Genomic DNA, 13972 nt, shown 5'->3' with positions numbered 1-13972 from the left:
TGTACTGCGGTCTCTGTCCGAGAGGAACACATGCCCGCGAAGCGGATGGTCTAACGCCCTCACGGCGGCGACTTGAGCGCCTTTGTGTCAACTTGCCGCGCGTGCCCCGCCCGTCGGCGACGACAGCCCGGACCCTGGACACCGCTCCCCGCCGGGATCCCTGCACGCCCCGGCCTCCTCCGGCACACCGCATGCACCACCCGCGCCCCACCCTCACGAGAGTGACGGGGATCACATCCCGTGACGCGAAGAGGACGCATGAGGTGCCGGGAGGGGGGTAAGCGCGCCGAAGCAACCTGTCGGGGAGCAGGGCGGCAGGTCAACGAGGAGGGACAGCATGACGGCGACGAAGACGGTTACCGGCACGAGGACGAGCACCGGTACGGGAGCGCTTCCGCAGATCGCCGACCCGCAGAAGGTGGCACCGAAGGACGCCCGCGACTTGTCGAGGCTCTTCTTCGACCAGCTGGCCGTACTGGAAGAGGGAACGCCCGAGTACCAGTACGCGCGCAACACCCTGGTCGAGATGAACATGTCGCTGGTCCGCTACGCCGCCGGCCGGTTCCGCAACCGCGGTGACGACATGGAGGACATCGTCCAGGTCGGCATGATCGGCCTGATCAAGGCCATCGACCGCTTCGAGCTCTCCCGCGAGATCCAGTTCGTGACGTTCGCCGTGCCGTACATCGTCGGCGAGATCAAGCGGTTCTTCCGCGACACCTCCTGGGCCGTACACGTGCCGCGCAGGCTGCAGGAGGCCCGGGTGGAACTGGCCAAGGCCACCGAAGAGCTCAGCACCCGGCTCGGGCGGGCTCCGAAGGTCGGCGAACTGGCCGCTCTGATGAACCTCACCGAGGAGGAGGTCATCGAGGCCCGGCTGGCGTCCAACGGCTACAACTCGACCTCCCTCGACGCCGCCATCCACGGCGAGAACGAAGAGGGCGAGGCGGCCCTCGCCGATTTCATCGGCGAGGAGGACCCCGCCATGGAACTGGTCGAGAACTTCCATGCCCTCGCCCCCCTCATCGCCGAACTCGACGAGCGCGACCGGCACATCCTTCACCTGCGGTTCGTCGAGGAACTTACCCAGTCGCAGATCGGTGAACGCCTCGGAGTCTCCCAGATGCACGTCTCCCGGCTGCTCTCCCGCACGCTGGCACGGCTGCGTGAAGGGATGCTCAGCACCCACTGAGCCCCGGGCCGCCCCGGTGGCGGCCGCTGAGCCCCTTTCAGCGGCCGTCACCGGGGCGTGTCCGTCGCCCGGACGTTCAGGGACTCGTGAGGATCACGAGTTGCCGGGTCGCCCGGGTCATCGCGACATAGCGGTCGACCGCCCCCTCGACGCCCTCGCCGAACTCCTCCGGGTCGACGAGGACGACCAGGTCGAATTCGAGCCCCTTCGACAGCTCCGGCGTCAGCGACCGGACCCGGGACGTCGCCGGGAACGCGGGATCGCCGATCACACAGGCGGTCCCTTCGGCGTGCGAGGCGAGCCAGGTGTCGAGGACGGAGTCCAGATCCGCGACGGAGCCGTGCACGACGGGGACGCCGTTGCTGCGGATGGAGGTCGGCACGTTGGCGTCGGGGAGCACGGCCCGGATCGCCGGCTCGGCCTCCGCCATGACCTCCGTCGGCGTCCGGTAGTTGACGCTCAGGGAGGCGACGTCGATCCGGTCGAAGCCGATCCGTTCCAGCCGCTCCCGCCACGGCTCCGTGAACCCGTGCCTGGCCTGCGCGCGGTCCCCGACGATGGTGAAGCTCCGGGAGGGGCAGCGCAGCAGCAGCATCTGCCACTCCGCGTCGGTCAGTTCCTGGGCCTCGTCCACGACGACGTGCGCGAACGGCCCGGCGAGCAGGTCCGGTTCGGTGCCCGGCAGTGCGGACTCGTCGACCAGGCTGTCCTGGAGGTCCCGTCCGCGCAGCATCGTCACCGCCCCCTCACCGTCGGCGTCGGCTTCGATGATGTTGTCGATGACACCGGCCATGCGCTCGCGTTCGGCGGCGACCGATGCCTTGTTCCGGCGCGCGCGTCGTGACGCCTCCGGGTCGCCGAGCCGCTGCCGTGCCGCGTCCAGGAGCGGCAGGTCGGACACCGTCCACGCCTGGGCGTCCTCGCGCCGCAGCGTCCGCACCTCGTCGGGGCTGAGCCAGGGCGCGCACATCCGCAAATAGGCGGGCACCGACCACAGGTCCCCGACGACATCGGCCGCTTCGAGCAGCGGCCACGCGCTGTTGAGGGCCCCGGCCAGCTCCTTGTCGTGCAGCAACGCCCTTCGGAACTGGTCGGGCGGGACGTCGCCGTCGTGCTTGTCCAGCAGGATCGTGAGCAGCTCCTCCCAGATCTGCTCGCGCGCCTCGTTGTGCGCCGTGCCCGGCCCCGCCGCCTCGAACGCCTCGGCCCAGTCGTCGGCGCTCAGCCAGACGTCGGACCAGGGGGTCGAGACCGTCATCCCCTCGGTGGGCGGCGCCTCGTAGAACCTGACGGCCGTCTCGATCGCCTTCACCATGTCCACGGACGCCTTCAGGCGGGCCACGTCCGGGTCGGTCTCGATCGCCGCCGAGGGCCCTTCGGCGACGAGGTCGCGCAGGGTGCAGGTCTGCACGCCCTCCTCGCCGAGGCTGGGCAGGACGTCGGCGACGTAGCCCAGGTAGGGCTGGTGCGGACCGACGAACAGCACACCTCCCCGGCGGTGACCGACGCGGGGGTCGGAGTAGAGGAGGTAGGCGGAGCGGTGCAGGGCGACGACGGTCTTCCCCGTACCCGGGCCGCCGTCGACGACGAGGGCGCCGCGGGACCCCGCCCGGATGATGGCGTCCTGGTCGCTCTGGATGGTGGCGAGCACATCGCGCATCCGGGGGGACCGCGTGCCGCCCAGACTGGCGATGAAGGCGGACTGGTCGTCCAGCGCGGCGTGCTGTTCGAGTCCGTCGGCGGTGAACACCTCGTCCCAGTAGTCACTGATCCTGCCGCGGGTCCAGCGGTAGCGGCGACGGCTCGTCAGGCCCATCGGGCTGGCGTGGGTGGCCGCGAAGAACGGCTCGGCCGCGGGGGAGCGCCAGTCGAGCAGCAGCCGGCGGCCCGTACTGTCGGTGAGGCCGAGCCGGCCGACGTACAGGGGCTCGGGATCGTCCGCCGTGACGATGTGCCCGAGGCACAGGTCCAGACCGAAGCGGCGCAAGGCGCGCAGGCGCCCGGTCAGCCGGTGGACCTCCTGGTCGCGCTCCATCGCCTCCCGGCCGATACCGCCGGGCGCCCTGAGGGCGGCGTCGAGGCGGTCGGACAGTTCGGCGATCGCCTGCTCAAGGCTCTCCGCGATGGCGGCGAAGTGCCGCTCGTCGTCGGCGATCAGCGCCGGGTCCGCCTTGGCGGAGAGGCGGTCGGGAAGGTCGAACGCGCTGGTGATCAGGGGATTCATGGCATCAGCTCCGATCCGTGGCAGAACCCGCGACGGCCGGCGGCGTGGACGCACCGTGCCTCTGCGCAACGTGCCCGCGCCCGGGGCGCGAGTCCCGCCACCGGTTCGGCCTACCGTGCGATCCATGGACCGACAACAGCACACGCACCTTGTGAATCTCCTCTTTCCGCAGGTCCTGGCTTCGGCCTGCGATTTTGCGGCATGACCGGGGCCTTGCCGCAAGCCCCCCTGTGCGCTATAAGTTGTACATGGCAAGGAGTGAGTGTTCCTCCTGTCCTCCCCGCCCGGCGCGAACGGGCAAGCCCCTGATGTGAGGCCGCTCGGCCGACTGCCCGGGGGACACGACGAGTTCGTCGTGTCCCCCGGGCAGTCGCATGCTCGTACGCGGCCGTACGGCCCCGGGGCGGGGAGGTCAGTCGACGGCGTCCTCGCGTCGGGGGCGGCGGTGCCACCAGTGGTGGCGCCGGGGATGGACGGCGCGTCCCAGCCGGCGGCCCATCAGCAGGTACCCCAGCACGGCGCCCGTCGTGTTGAGCAGGACGTCGTCGATGTCGAACGCCCGCCCGGTGATGAGGGCTCCCTGCACCAGTTCCACCAGCGTCATCACCAGCGCGGTGGCCACCAGGACCCGCAGCAGCCCTCGCGCGCGGGGCACCAGCACCGGCAGGAGCAGACCGAACGGGATGCCCATCACGATGTTGCCGCCGAGCTGCTTGACGGTGTCACGGAAAGCGGGCTGCGCGAGGTAGTCGCGGATGGAGTCGCCGGGGCGCAGATTGCTGTGCGTCAGCGACTCCGACGCCACCGAGGGCTCCAGCGTGAGTCTGGCCAGCAGAACCGCGAAGGCCACGGTCCCGGCGAAGGCCACCAGCATGACCACGGCGCGCACCCAGGGCGACAGCAGGGGTCTGCCTCGGGTCGTCCGCCCTCCCGATTCCCTCGCGCCTTTGTCGTACGGGACTGCCCGTGTCATCACGAACCCCCAGTCAGGGTGAGGATGCTGCACTTTCCGATACCCGCGATACGGACCGGCACGCGCCCGTCGGCGCCTCACACCGGATCGGTACGGCCGAACAACCCGGCGTGTCCGGGCGGCAGTTGGGTGAGGATGCGACGCAGCAGCGCGTCGTCGGCCACCTCCGCCACCGTCGCGAGCACGGCGGTGACGGCGCGCCGGGCGTCCCGGACTGCGACGTCGTCACGTGCGGCCACCGCGTCGATGAACCCCGCGGGCGTCAGGGGCTCACTCGCCGGCGGGGCGTCGACGAGGAAGGGCCCGCACTGCCGTGGCAGCAGTCGCGCGAGATCGGTGCGGTCGTCGCCCACGAGGTGTGCTCCCAGCACTTCGAGGACGCCCCGCACCGCCCGGGCCGCCTCGTCCCGCGCGGCGTACCCTCCGCGTTGCCGGACCCGTTCGAGCAGCGGTTCCGCAGACGCGTCATCCATGATCGGCTCCCATCGTTCCGGCCGCCGAACCGCCTCCGGGGGGCCCGGCGGCCACCGTGAGAGCGCGCTTACCCCGGTAAACCGGGTGGAACCGCTCGACCGCGCAAAGTGACAGCGGGGCTCACCCGCCCGGCGGAACCGTCCGGGCGCGAAGGCGGGGCCGGCCGGACATCCGCGGGGACGTGGGTCCGGACTCCGATCAGAAATATGCCCATACAGTGACGTAGTGGGAGTATTCGACTAGACAGGGAGGTACGCAGCCGAGCGCCGCCTCCCACACGCACCGGAGGCAGGTCGGCTCATGCCCAAGAAATCGAAGCCTTCCGAGCCCTCGCACGGCGAGGGGCCGAGCCGTCACCGCGGGACCGAGCAGCACGGCTGGGCACCCGACGTGGACGAGACCCGTCAGCAGGACAACCCCAGCGCCCACCGCTCCTTTCACCCGGACGAGTACGCCCCGGGCCGCGGACGGGGCAGGACGTCCGCCAAGGAGGAGCGGAAGCCGGTCCCCGGCGACGCGGTGAAGAGCGACACGACGCGTGGGGAGGAGTATTCCGAGAAGTCCGAGGAGGGCATGCGCGACACCGGCCGCAAGGGACGTTCCCGGCGCCCCGGCGGAACCAAGGACGCTTCCGCGTTCACCGGCGTGGACCCCCAGGACCCGCCGCACGGGCGCCGGTCCGGCTAGGGCTTTCGTCCGGACCGGGCCGGAGGGGTGAGCGGGGTCCGGTGCCTGGGGCCTCCCCAGGCACCCGGATCCCGGCGCCCGCGGCGTGGCGCCGCCACCCGCGCTTCCGCAAAGTACCCTTGCCCGTATGGCAAAGGACGACGGGGCCGTCCTGGCGGCGGTGGGGGCCCGGCTGCGCTCGTTGCGCAAGGGGCGCGGGATCACCCTCACCGAGCTGTCGCGGACCACAGGGATCTCCACCAGCACGCTGTCCCGCCTCGAATCGGGCGACCGAAAGCCCCACCTCGAACTGCTCCTGCCGCTGGCCAGGGCCTATCAGGTGCCCCTGGACGACCTGGTGGGCGCGCCACAGGTCGGGGACCCCCGGGTCCGTCTGAAGCCGATCGAGCACGCCGGGGCCACGATCGTGCCGCTGACCCAGCACCCCGGCGGACTGCAGGCGTTCAAGATGGTCATGGGCACCGACCGCGCCACTCCCCGGCCTCGCAGCCATGAAGGCTACGAATGGCTCTACGTACTCGCCGGCCGGCTGCGCCTGGTGCTGGCCGACCATGACATCGTCCTCAAGCCCGGGGAGGCCGCGGAGTTCGACACCCGGCTGCCGCACTGGTTCGGCAGCACCGGGGAGGCTCCGGTCGAGATCCTCAGCATGTTCGGGCCCCAGGGGGAGCGCGTACACGTCCGCGCCCGGCCCCGTGGCGCCGACGACGCCACGGGGCCGGACTGACGATCCCCCGGCCGGGGCAGGGCTCTCCGTCCGCGGGGTGGCTCAGCGGACGGGGAAGCCGAAGCCGTACCCCTGCTCCTTCAGCCACGGCAGGATCCGGCGCAGCGCCTCGACCGTCTGGCCCCGGTCGCCGCCGGCGTCGTGGAAGAGGACCGTCGGGCCCTGGGAGATCTGGTTCTTGACGGTCTCGACCATCGCGTCGGCGCCCGGCTTCTCGAAGTCCTTGGAGTCGACGTTCCAGCCCAGCGGCCGCATGCCGCGGGAGGCGGCGAGCTGACGGCTGTAGGGGGTGAACGCGCCGCCCGGGGCACGGTAGTAGAGCGGCTCCACTCCCCCGGAGGCGTTCGTGATCATCCGCTCGGCCTCGGTGATCTCCTTGGCCTGGAGCTCGCGCGACTTCTTGTCCATCGTCGTGTCGTGGGACACGGAGTGGTCGCAGAGCGCGTGGCCGGCCGCGACCACCGCCTTGACGAGGTCCGGGTGCGCCTGGGCCTGCGTGCCGACCATGCAGAAGGTCGCCCTGACGCCGTTCGCCTCCAGAACCTGGAGGACCTTCGGGGTCCAGACGGGGTCCGGGCCGTCGTCGATCGTGATGTTGACGCCCTTGGGGCCCTGGTCCGACGCGTGGGCGATGTCCATGCTGACCAGCGGCGGAGGCAACTTCGGGTCCGGGACGGAGGTCTGCCCGACGATCGGGGCGGGCTTGCGCGCCGGGGCGGGCACGGCCTCGCTGGGGCCCGCCTGGGCGACCCACGCCGCGGCCAGGACGGTCGCTCCCGCCACGCCGAGCGCCGCCACCAGTACACGGCTGTTCGTGTCCCGCATCCCGCCCCACCCCTTGTCCGCATCCGCTGTCCCGACAGACGACGCCGTCGCGTCGCCCGTGCTCATGAGGACGGCTCAGGGCCGCGGCGGGATCGCTCCGTTACGGATTGCGGACGATTCCGTGGGGAAACGGGGGCATCCGGCGGGCTGCCCCCCGGGGCTGCCCCCGGAGGTGGACACGTGGTGCGGCGGCGGCAGGCCCCCCCTGCCTCACGGGGCCGTCAGCAGATGCGCGGCAGCTGCTCCCCCAGCGGCAGGTCGACCACGCGCGTGGCGCCGAGGCCGGTTCGGGCCACCACCATCCCGGGGTGGGCCTCCACCGCTTCCCCGATCACCCGGGCCTCGGTTCCCAGCGGATGCGCGCGCATCGCGTCCAGGACCGCGTCGGCGTGGTCGCGGGGGACGAACGCCACCAGCTTGCCCTCGTTGGCGACGTACATCGGGTCCAGGCCGAGAACGGCGCAGGCGTTGGCGACCGGCGGCGGGACCGGGACACTGCGCTCGTGGATGACGACGCCGGTGCCCGAGGCCGCCGCGATCTCGTTCAGCGCCGCGGCCAGACCTCCTCGGGTGGGGTCGCGCAGGACGTGCAGGTCGGGCGTGACGGCGAGCATGCTGTCGACCAGGCCCCCGAGCGCGGCGCAGTCGCTCTCGATCTCCACCCCGAACTCCAGACCCTCGCGGACGCTCATGATGGCCACACCGTGGGCGCCGATGGCACCGCTGACGATCACCACGTCCCCGGGGACCACGCGCTGCGGGCGCAGATCGACGCCCGGCGGGATGAGTCCGATGCCCGCGGTGTTGACGAAGATCCCGTCGCCGTGTCCGGCCTCCACCACCTTGGTGTCACCGGTGGCCACTTCGACCCCGGCGACGCGCGCGGCCGCGCCGAGGTCCTCGGCCACCCGTGCCACCACCGACAGCTCGACGCCCTCCTCCAGGATGAACCCGCAGGACAGGTAGGCGGCCCGGGCGCCGCTCATGGCGAGGTCGTTGACGGTGCCGTTGACGGCGAGATCGCCGATGCTGCCGCCGGGGAAGAACAGGGGCCGCACCACGAAGGAGTCGGTGGAGAACGCCAGCCGGGCACCGCCGAGGGAGATCGCCGCGGCGTCGCCGAGCTGCGCGAGCACCTCTCCGCCGAAGGCGGGCGCGAAGACGTGCTGGACCAGTTCGGCGGAGAGGGCGCCGCCTCCGCCGTGGCCCATGACCACGCGTCGCTGGTCGCGAAGGGGGGCCGGGCACGTCCACGCGGCGAGGTCCGCCGCCGGTGCGGGGAGCTTGGTGGTCTCAGACAACGGGGCTCGCCTCCCGGGCTGCGGTCGTGATGTCCAGCCGCCGGTAGAGGTAGTACGCGGCGCAGGCGCCCTCGCTGGAGACCATGGTGGCGCCGAGCGGGGTGCGGGGCGTGCAGAGGGTGCCGAAGGCCTCGCACTCATGCGGTTTCAGCAGGCCCTGGAGCACTTCGCCGCTGCGGCACTCGGCCGGCTCGCGCGTCCGGATGCCGCTGACCGAGAAGCGGTGCTCGGCGTCGTACTCCCGGTAGCGCTCCGACAGCCGCCAGCCGCTGTCGGGGATCACGCCGATGCCGCGCCAGGCGCGGTCGGTGACCTCGAAGACATCCGCGAGCATGGCCTGGGCGGCGGGGTTGCCCTCCGGCCGTACGGCACGCGCGTAGGCGTTGTCGACGGTGTGTTCGCCGCGCTCCAGCTGCCGGACGGTCCGGCGCACGCCCTCCAGGATGTCCAGCGGCTCGAAGCCGGTCACCACGATGGGGACCCGGAATCGTTCTGCCAGGTCCGGGTACTCCCCGGTGCCCATCACGCTGCACACGTGTCCGGCCGCGAGGAAGGCCTGCACCCGGCAGCTGGGAGAGCGCATGATCGCCTCGATGGCGGGCGGCACCCGGACGTGGGACACCAGCAGGCTGAAGTTGCGGATGCCGAGCTTGCGAGCCTGGTACACCGTCATGGCGTTGGGCGGTGCGGTCGTCTCGAAGCCGATGCCGAAGAAGACCACCTCCCGGTCCGGGTTCTGCTGGGCGACCCGCAGGGCGTCGAGCGGTGAGTAGACCACTCGCACGTCGCCGCCCTCGCCGCGGACCTGGAACAGGTCGCGGCCCGTGCCGGGCACGCGCAGCATGTCCCCGAACGAGCAGAAGACGACGTCCGGCCGGGAGGCGATCTCCAGCGCCTTGTCGATGACCTCCAGCGGGGTGACGCACACCGGGCAGCCCGGCCCGTGGATCAGTTCCACCTGGTCGGGCAGGAGCTGGTCGATGCCGTGGCGGATGATGGTGTGCGTCTGACCTCCGCACACCTCCATCAGCGCCCACGGCCTGGTCACGGTGGAGTGGATGTCGTCCAGCAGGCGCCGTGCCAGCTCCGGGTCCTGGAATTCGTCGATGTACTTCACTTCCGCACCTCCTGAGGTACGTCGTCACAGCCGGGGAGACCGTCACCGGCGGGGAGACCGTCACCGGCGGGGAACGGAGGCCCGCCGGCCTCCGCCGCCATCTCCCAGGGGTCGCCGAACTCCTCCTGGAGCAGGCCGAGGGTGGCGAACAGTTCGAGCGTGTGCTTGGCCGACTCCTCGTCCAGCCGCTGCAGGGCGAACCCGACGTGGACGATGGCGTACTCGCCGACCCGGAGGTCGGGCAGGTACTCCAGGCACACCTCCTTGACCACGCCGCCGAAGTCGACGGTGGCCATCCGGGTCCCGTCCCGTTCCTCGATGTCCAGCACTCTGCCGGGTACCGCCAGGCACATGGCCTTCTCCTCGTTGTGGATGATGTGTTGCCGCCCGGTCCCGCCGGTACGGGCCGTCAGCCGGCCGCCGGCGGGCGGGCGGTGGCACGGGCCGCCACCATCAGCTGGCCGAGCGCCAGTCCCCCGTCGTTGGGCGGGACGCGGTGGTGGCGCAGGACGGTGAAGCCGCTCTCGCGCAGCGCCCCTGCGCAGGCCGAGGAGAGCAGGGAGTTGGCGAACACGCCGCCGGTCAGGGCGACGGTGTTGGTGCCGTGCCGCTGCCGCGCCATGACGCAGGCGCGGTGGACGAGGCCGGCCACCGCGCGGTGGAACCGTGCGGCGATGACGCCGGGCGCCGTCCCCGCTCGTAGGTCCTCGACGACCGCCGCGAGGACGGGTGCGGCGTCGGCCCTCACCACACCGTCCCCGGGACTCCCGCCGTCCGGGCCCGGAAGCGGCACGGCGAAGGCGTACCCGGTGCCGGCCCCGCCCTCCGCGGCCAGCGCGGCCGCCTCCAGTTCGACGGCGGCCTGGGCCTCGTAGCCGGCCCGGTGGCAGACGCCCGCGAGGGAGGACACGGCGTCGAAGAGCCGGCCCATGCTGGAGGTGGGGACACAGTTCAGCCCCCGCTCCAGCTGGCGTTCGAGCACGCGTCGTTCGTCGGGCGGGCAGGCGGCCACGCAGGGCAGCTCGGGCGACCAGGGGATTCCCGCCGCCCACAGATGGGCGAGCGCCATGCGGTACGGCCGGTGGACGGCGGCGTCGCCGCCCGGCAGCGGTACGTAGGCGAGGTGCCCGAACCGGGTGGCGCCGTCGTAGTCCGCCAGCAGGATCTCCCCGCCCCACACCGCGCCGTCGTCGCCGTAGCCGGTGCCGTCGAACGCGACGCCGATCACAGGACGGGTGCCGTCCAGTCCGTGCTCGGCCATCGCGGCGGCGATGTGGGCGTGGTGGTGCTGCACGCGGACGACGGGCCGTCCGCCGGCGTTCACGCCCGCCCACCGGCCGGAGCGGTAGGCGGGATGCCGGTCGGCCGCCAGGAGTCCGGGCGCCACCCCGGTGATGGACTCCAGCAGTCCTTCGGCCCGCCCGAACGCCCGCTGGGTGGCGAGGTCGTCCATGTCACCGATGTGGGCGGACAGCCAGGCGCTGCGCCCCTCCCCGAGACAGAACGTGTTCTTGAGGTCCCCTCCCACCGCGAGGGCCGGCCGTACGGGTACCGGAAGGCGCAGGGGCAGGGGGACGTGGCCGCGGGCCCGGCGGACCAACAGCGGTTCGCCGTCGCAGACACGCACCACCGAGTCGTCGCACGGTACGTGGATCGGCCGGTCGTGGGTCAGCCAGGCGTCCGCCAGCGGGGCCAGCCTGTCGAGTGCCTCGGCGTCGTCCGTGACGATCGGCTCGCCGGCCACGTTCCCGCTGGTCATGACGAGGAGGCGGGGTCCGTCGGCGTCACCGGGCAGGCCCAGCAGCAGGTGGTGCAGCGGTGTGTACGGGAGCATGACCCCGAGGTCCGGGCTGCCCGGAGCGACCGCGTCCGCGAGGCGGGGGGCCGCGGGACCCGGCGTGGCGCCGAGGCGGCGGCGCAGGAGCACGATGGGGCGCGCGCCACCGGTGAGCAGCTCGCGTTCCCGGGGGCCGGGCCGCACCAGGTGCGCGACGTCGGTGAGGCTCGCGGCCATCACGGCGAACGGCTTGTCGCCGCGGGCCTTGCGGCGGCGCAGCAGGGCGACGGCCCGCGGGTTCGTGGCATCGCAGGCGAGGTGGTATCCGCCGAGGCCCTTGACGGCGAGCACCGCGCCCCGGGAGAGCAGCGCGCGGGCCCCGGCGATCGGGTCGGCCCCGGCGAGGGGACGCGGCTGCGGGGCGTGGTCGTCCCGTACGAGCAGGCGCAGCCGGGGGCCGCAGGCGTGGCAGGCGACCGGCTGGGCGTGGAAACGGCGGTCGGACGGATCGGCGTACTCGTGGGCGCAGTCGCGGCACATCGGGAAGGCGGCCATCGTCGTCCTGGCGCGGTCGTAGGGCAGGCCGGTGACGATGGTGAAGCGGGGGCCGCAGTGGGTGCAGTTGATGAAGGGGTGGCGATGGCGGCGGTTCGCCGGATCGGCCAGTTCGGCGAGGCAGTCGGCGCAGGTGGCCGTGTCGGGGGAGACCAGGGTGCGGGCCGGGCCGTCCGTCCGTGAGGGGATGATGGTGAACCCGGCGCCGCCGGTGGCGGGGACCGGGTGGTGGTCGACGGACTCGACCCTGGCCAGCGGCGGGGCCTGCGCGCTGATCCGCTCGCAGAACTGCGCCAGGGCGGCGGGGGTCCCCTCCACCTCGGTGACGACCCCCTCCCCCGTGTTGGTCACGTGTCCGGAGAGTTCCAGCCCGGTGGCGAGGGCGTGGAGGAAGGGCCGGAAGCCGACGCCCTGCACCACGCCCCGCACCGTCACCCGTCGGCGTTGCACGGCGTCGCCGACGACGGCGGTGACGGGCTGCCGATCGCTCACGGCCTCGACCGTGCCGCGCCGGCCGGACCGCCGGCGCGGGGGTCGGCGTGGCCGGCGGAGTTCGGGTGGGCGTGGCCGTGGTCGCGCCCGTACGACGTGTCGTGGACCTGCGCGGCCTCGTGGAGGTGTCCGGCCGGGTGGGTGTGGCCGTGGGCGTCGTCGTGCCGGTGGGGCTCCTGCCGCAGGGCCATGACGGGAGCGTGGACGGGCTCACCCCGCGCGACGGCCAGGGCGCGGTCGAGCAGCGCCCCGGCGCCGTCGCCCCGGCGCGCCGAGGTCAGGAGCACGTCGACCCCGGGGTTGACCTGCTGGACGTGGGCGCGGAACGCCTCCTCGTCGAACTCGACGGCGTCCGCGATGTCGGTCTTGGTGACCACCACCAGGTGCGCCAGTCCGAAGGCCGTCGGGTACTTCAGCGGTTTGTCCTCGCCCTCCGTCACGGAGGCGAGGACGACCCGGAGGGACTCGCCCAGGTCGTAGGAGGCCGGACAGACGAGGTTGCCGACGTTCTCCACGAACAGCAGGCGGGTGTCGTCGGGCAGCCATCCCTCCAGGTGCCGGGTGAGCATCCCGGCCTCCAGGTGGCAGAGCCCGTCGGTGAGGACCTGCTTGACCGGGACGCCCGAACGGGCGAGCCGTACGGCGTCGTTCTCCGTGGCCAGGTCGGCGGTGAGCGCCGCGACGGGCACCGACCTCTCCCGCGCCAGCAGCAGTTCGCGTTCCAGCAGCGCGGTCTTGCCGCTGCCGGGGCTGGAGAGCAGGTTGACGACCGTGGTGCCCCGGGCGGCGAGTGCGGCGCGCACGGTCTGCGCGGTCGCGTCGTTCTTGGCGAGTACGGCCTGCTGCAGATCGACGACACGGCACATGTTCAGCACTCCTCGGAGATCGGTTCGCGGGGGTCGTCCTCGTGCGTCCGGCCGTCCTCCCAGTGCACCCGGGCGATCCGCAGTTCGCGTCCCGAGAGGAGTCCGGCCGTCGCCTCGCCGCACACCGGGCAGCACAGCAGGGGCGGCATACCGACCGCCCACTCGCCGGCGCACGGCGCGCAGCGGGCTCGGCCGGGTACCGACTCCGTGACCAGCTCGGCACCTTCGAGGAGGGTTCCGGCGCAGGCCAGTTCGAAGCAGAACGCGAGGGCGTCCGGGACCACACCGGCCAGCTCACCGACCCGGAGCCGTACCGAACGCACGGCGGTCACGCCGCCGGCCCGTGCCGCCGCCTGCTCCACCTGGTCGACGACGGCCATCGCGATGGACATCTCGTGCATCGGACTCCGTCCTGGGCCGAGGCAGGTCCTGTTCGACCGCCGTGGGGCGGGCGGCGCGGTCGCGCTCCTGTGGACACGGGGTGCGGTGGGCCGCCCGCCCGGCTCCCATTAGAGGCGGCGTCCCGCGGGCGGCCGTACCGGCACGCCGGGGCCGGGCACGCACGTACACCGTTCGGTGCAGTGCGGCGCCCGCGGGCACCGGGCACCGGGCACCGGGCACCGGGCGGAGCGGTGCCCGGACGGGGTTGCCGGCGCGTCACATCCGGCTGATGCGCAGGTAGCGCTTGATGTCGGGCAGCACCTGCACGAGGGCGGCCAGCAGGGCGACGGTGATCGCGCCGCAGATGATGTTCTTCTTCAT

Annotated in this window: 14 protein-coding genes; 3 read left to right on the top strand and 11 right to left on the bottom strand. The window is 72.6% G+C overall.

Features of this window, described 5'->3' with window-relative positions:
* The first annotated feature begins 337 nt into the window (after positions 1-337).
* Positions 338-1192: an RNA polymerase sigma factor SigF gene (locus PUR26_RS06390; protein ID WP_329870035.1), complete on the top strand. Its 855-nt coding sequence runs from the start codon at positions 338-340 to the stop codon at positions 1190-1192.
* 76 nt (positions 1193-1268) lie between these two features.
* Here the strand turns inward: PUR26_RS06390 and helR are convergent, their stop codons facing one another.
* From helR to PUR26_RS06375, 3 genes are all read right to left on the bottom strand, one after another.
* Complete coding sequence (gene helR, locus PUR26_RS06385) at positions 1269-3416, bottom strand: RNA polymerase recycling motor ATPase HelR (protein WP_329870033.1); 2148 nt, start codon at positions 3414-3416, stop codon at positions 1269-1271.
* Positions 3417-3828: 412 nt separating this feature from the next.
* Positions 3829-4389, bottom strand: coding sequence for a VanZ family protein (locus PUR26_RS06380; protein WP_329870031.1), 561 nt, complete (start codon positions 4387-4389; stop codon positions 3829-3831).
* A 77-nt stretch (positions 4390-4466) separates the two neighbouring features.
* On the bottom strand, positions 4467-4862 hold the full coding sequence (locus tag PUR26_RS06375) for a DUF2267 domain-containing protein (RefSeq protein ID WP_329870029.1): 396 nt from the start codon (positions 4860-4862) through the stop codon (positions 4467-4469).
* A gap of 301 nt (positions 4863-5163) precedes the next feature.
* Between PUR26_RS06375 and PUR26_RS06370 the strand changes: the two genes are divergently transcribed.
* Together PUR26_RS06370 and PUR26_RS06365 are read left to right on the top strand one after the other, a co-directional pair.
* Positions 5164-5550 (top strand): hypothetical protein, encoded by a 387-nt coding sequence (locus tag PUR26_RS06370; protein ID WP_329870027.1) that lies wholly within the window; start codon positions 5164-5166, stop codon positions 5548-5550.
* Between the two features lie 127 nt (positions 5551-5677).
* Positions 5678-6277, top strand: a complete 600-nt coding sequence (locus PUR26_RS06365) for a helix-turn-helix domain-containing protein (protein WP_329870026.1) — start codon at positions 5678-5680, stop codon at positions 6275-6277.
* A gap of 42 nt (positions 6278-6319) precedes the next feature.
* Here PUR26_RS06365 and PUR26_RS06360 read toward each other — a convergent pair whose 3' ends face one another.
* The 8 genes from PUR26_RS06360 to PUR26_RS34610 form a co-directional block, all read right to left on the bottom strand.
* Positions 6320-7102, bottom strand: a complete 783-nt coding sequence (locus tag PUR26_RS06360) for a polysaccharide deacetylase family protein (protein WP_329870024.1) — start codon at positions 7100-7102, stop codon at positions 6320-6322.
* A gap of 221 nt (positions 7103-7323) precedes the next feature.
* A complete protein-coding gene (gene hypE, locus PUR26_RS06355; RefSeq protein WP_329870022.1) occupies positions 7324-8403 on the bottom strand; it encodes a hydrogenase expression/formation protein HypE in 1080 nt (359 codons plus the stop codon).
* On the bottom strand, positions 8396-9520 hold the full coding sequence (gene hypD, locus PUR26_RS06350; RefSeq protein WP_329870020.1) for a hydrogenase formation protein HypD: 1125 nt from the start codon (positions 9518-9520) through the stop codon (positions 8396-8398). The genes hypE and hypD overlap by 8 nt, the downstream gene beginning before the upstream one ends.
* Positions 9517-9873, bottom strand: a complete 357-nt coding sequence (locus tag PUR26_RS06345; RefSeq protein ID WP_329870018.1) for a HypC/HybG/HupF family hydrogenase formation chaperone — start codon at positions 9871-9873, stop codon at positions 9517-9519. Before PUR26_RS06345 ends, hypD begins: the two co-directional genes overlap by 4 nt.
* A gap of 56 nt (positions 9874-9929) precedes the next feature.
* A complete protein-coding gene (hypF, locus tag PUR26_RS06340; RefSeq protein ID WP_329870016.1) occupies positions 9930-12344 on the bottom strand; it encodes a carbamoyltransferase HypF in 2415 nt (804 codons plus the stop codon).
* A complete protein-coding gene (gene hypB, locus PUR26_RS06335) occupies positions 12341-13210 on the bottom strand; it encodes a hydrogenase nickel incorporation protein HypB (RefSeq protein ID WP_329870015.1) in 870 nt (289 codons plus the stop codon). Before hypB ends, hypF begins: the two co-directional genes overlap by 4 nt.
* Before the next feature lie 2 nt (positions 13211-13212).
* Positions 13213-13611 (bottom strand): hydrogenase maturation nickel metallochaperone HypA/HybF, encoded by a 399-nt coding sequence (locus PUR26_RS06330; RefSeq protein ID WP_329870012.1) that lies wholly within the window; start codon positions 13609-13611, stop codon positions 13213-13215.
* 256 nt (positions 13612-13867) lie between these two features.
* A complete protein-coding gene (locus PUR26_RS34610; RefSeq protein WP_443076988.1) occupies positions 13868-13972 on the bottom strand; it encodes a DUF6893 family small protein in 105 nt (34 codons plus the stop codon).

The sequence above is a fragment of the Streptomyces sp. SP18CS02 genome, assembly GCF_036322365.1.
GTDB lineage: Bacteria > Actinomycetota > Actinomycetes > Streptomycetales > Streptomycetaceae > Streptomyces.
The sequence above is the reverse complement of the archived record's forward strand: the minus strand, read 5'-3'. Positions and strand labels throughout refer to the sequence as shown.

Coding starts and splice junctions, on each gene's coding strand:
- PUR26_RS06390 (WP_329870035.1), top strand. CDS start 338: ATGACGGCGACGAAGACGGTTACCGGCACGAGGACGAGCACCGGTACG.
- helR (WP_329870033.1), bottom strand. CDS start 3,416: ATGAATCCCCTGATCACCAGCGCGTTCGACCTTCCCGACCGCCTCTCC.
- PUR26_RS06380 (WP_329870031.1), bottom strand. CDS start 4,389: ATGACACGGGCAGTCCCGTACGACAAAGGCGCGAGGGAATCGGGAGGG.
- PUR26_RS06375 (WP_329870029.1), bottom strand. CDS start 4,862: ATGGATGACGCGTCTGCGGAACCGCTGCTCGAACGGGTCCGGCAACGC.
- PUR26_RS06370 (WP_329870027.1), top strand. CDS start 5,164: ATGCCCAAGAAATCGAAGCCTTCCGAGCCCTCGCACGGCGAGGGGCCG.
- PUR26_RS06365 (WP_329870026.1), top strand. CDS start 5,678: ATGGCAAAGGACGACGGGGCCGTCCTGGCGGCGGTGGGGGCCCGGCTG.
- PUR26_RS06360 (WP_329870024.1), bottom strand. CDS start 7,102: ATGCGGGACACGAACAGCCGTGTACTGGTGGCGGCGCTCGGCGTGGCG.
- PUR26_RS06345 (WP_329870018.1), bottom strand. CDS start 9,873: ATGTGCCTGGCGGTACCCGGCAGAGTGCTGGACATCGAGGAACGGGAC.
- hypB (WP_329870015.1), bottom strand. CDS start 13,210: ATGTGCCGTGTCGTCGATCTGCAGCAGGCCGTACTCGCCAAGAACGAC.
- PUR26_RS06330 (WP_329870012.1), bottom strand. CDS start 13,611: ATGCACGAGATGTCCATCGCGATGGCCGTCGTCGACCAGGTGGAGCAG.
- PUR26_RS34610 (WP_443076988.1), bottom strand. CDS start 13,972: ATGAAGAAGAACATCATCTGCGGCGCGATCACCGTCGCCCTGCTGGCC.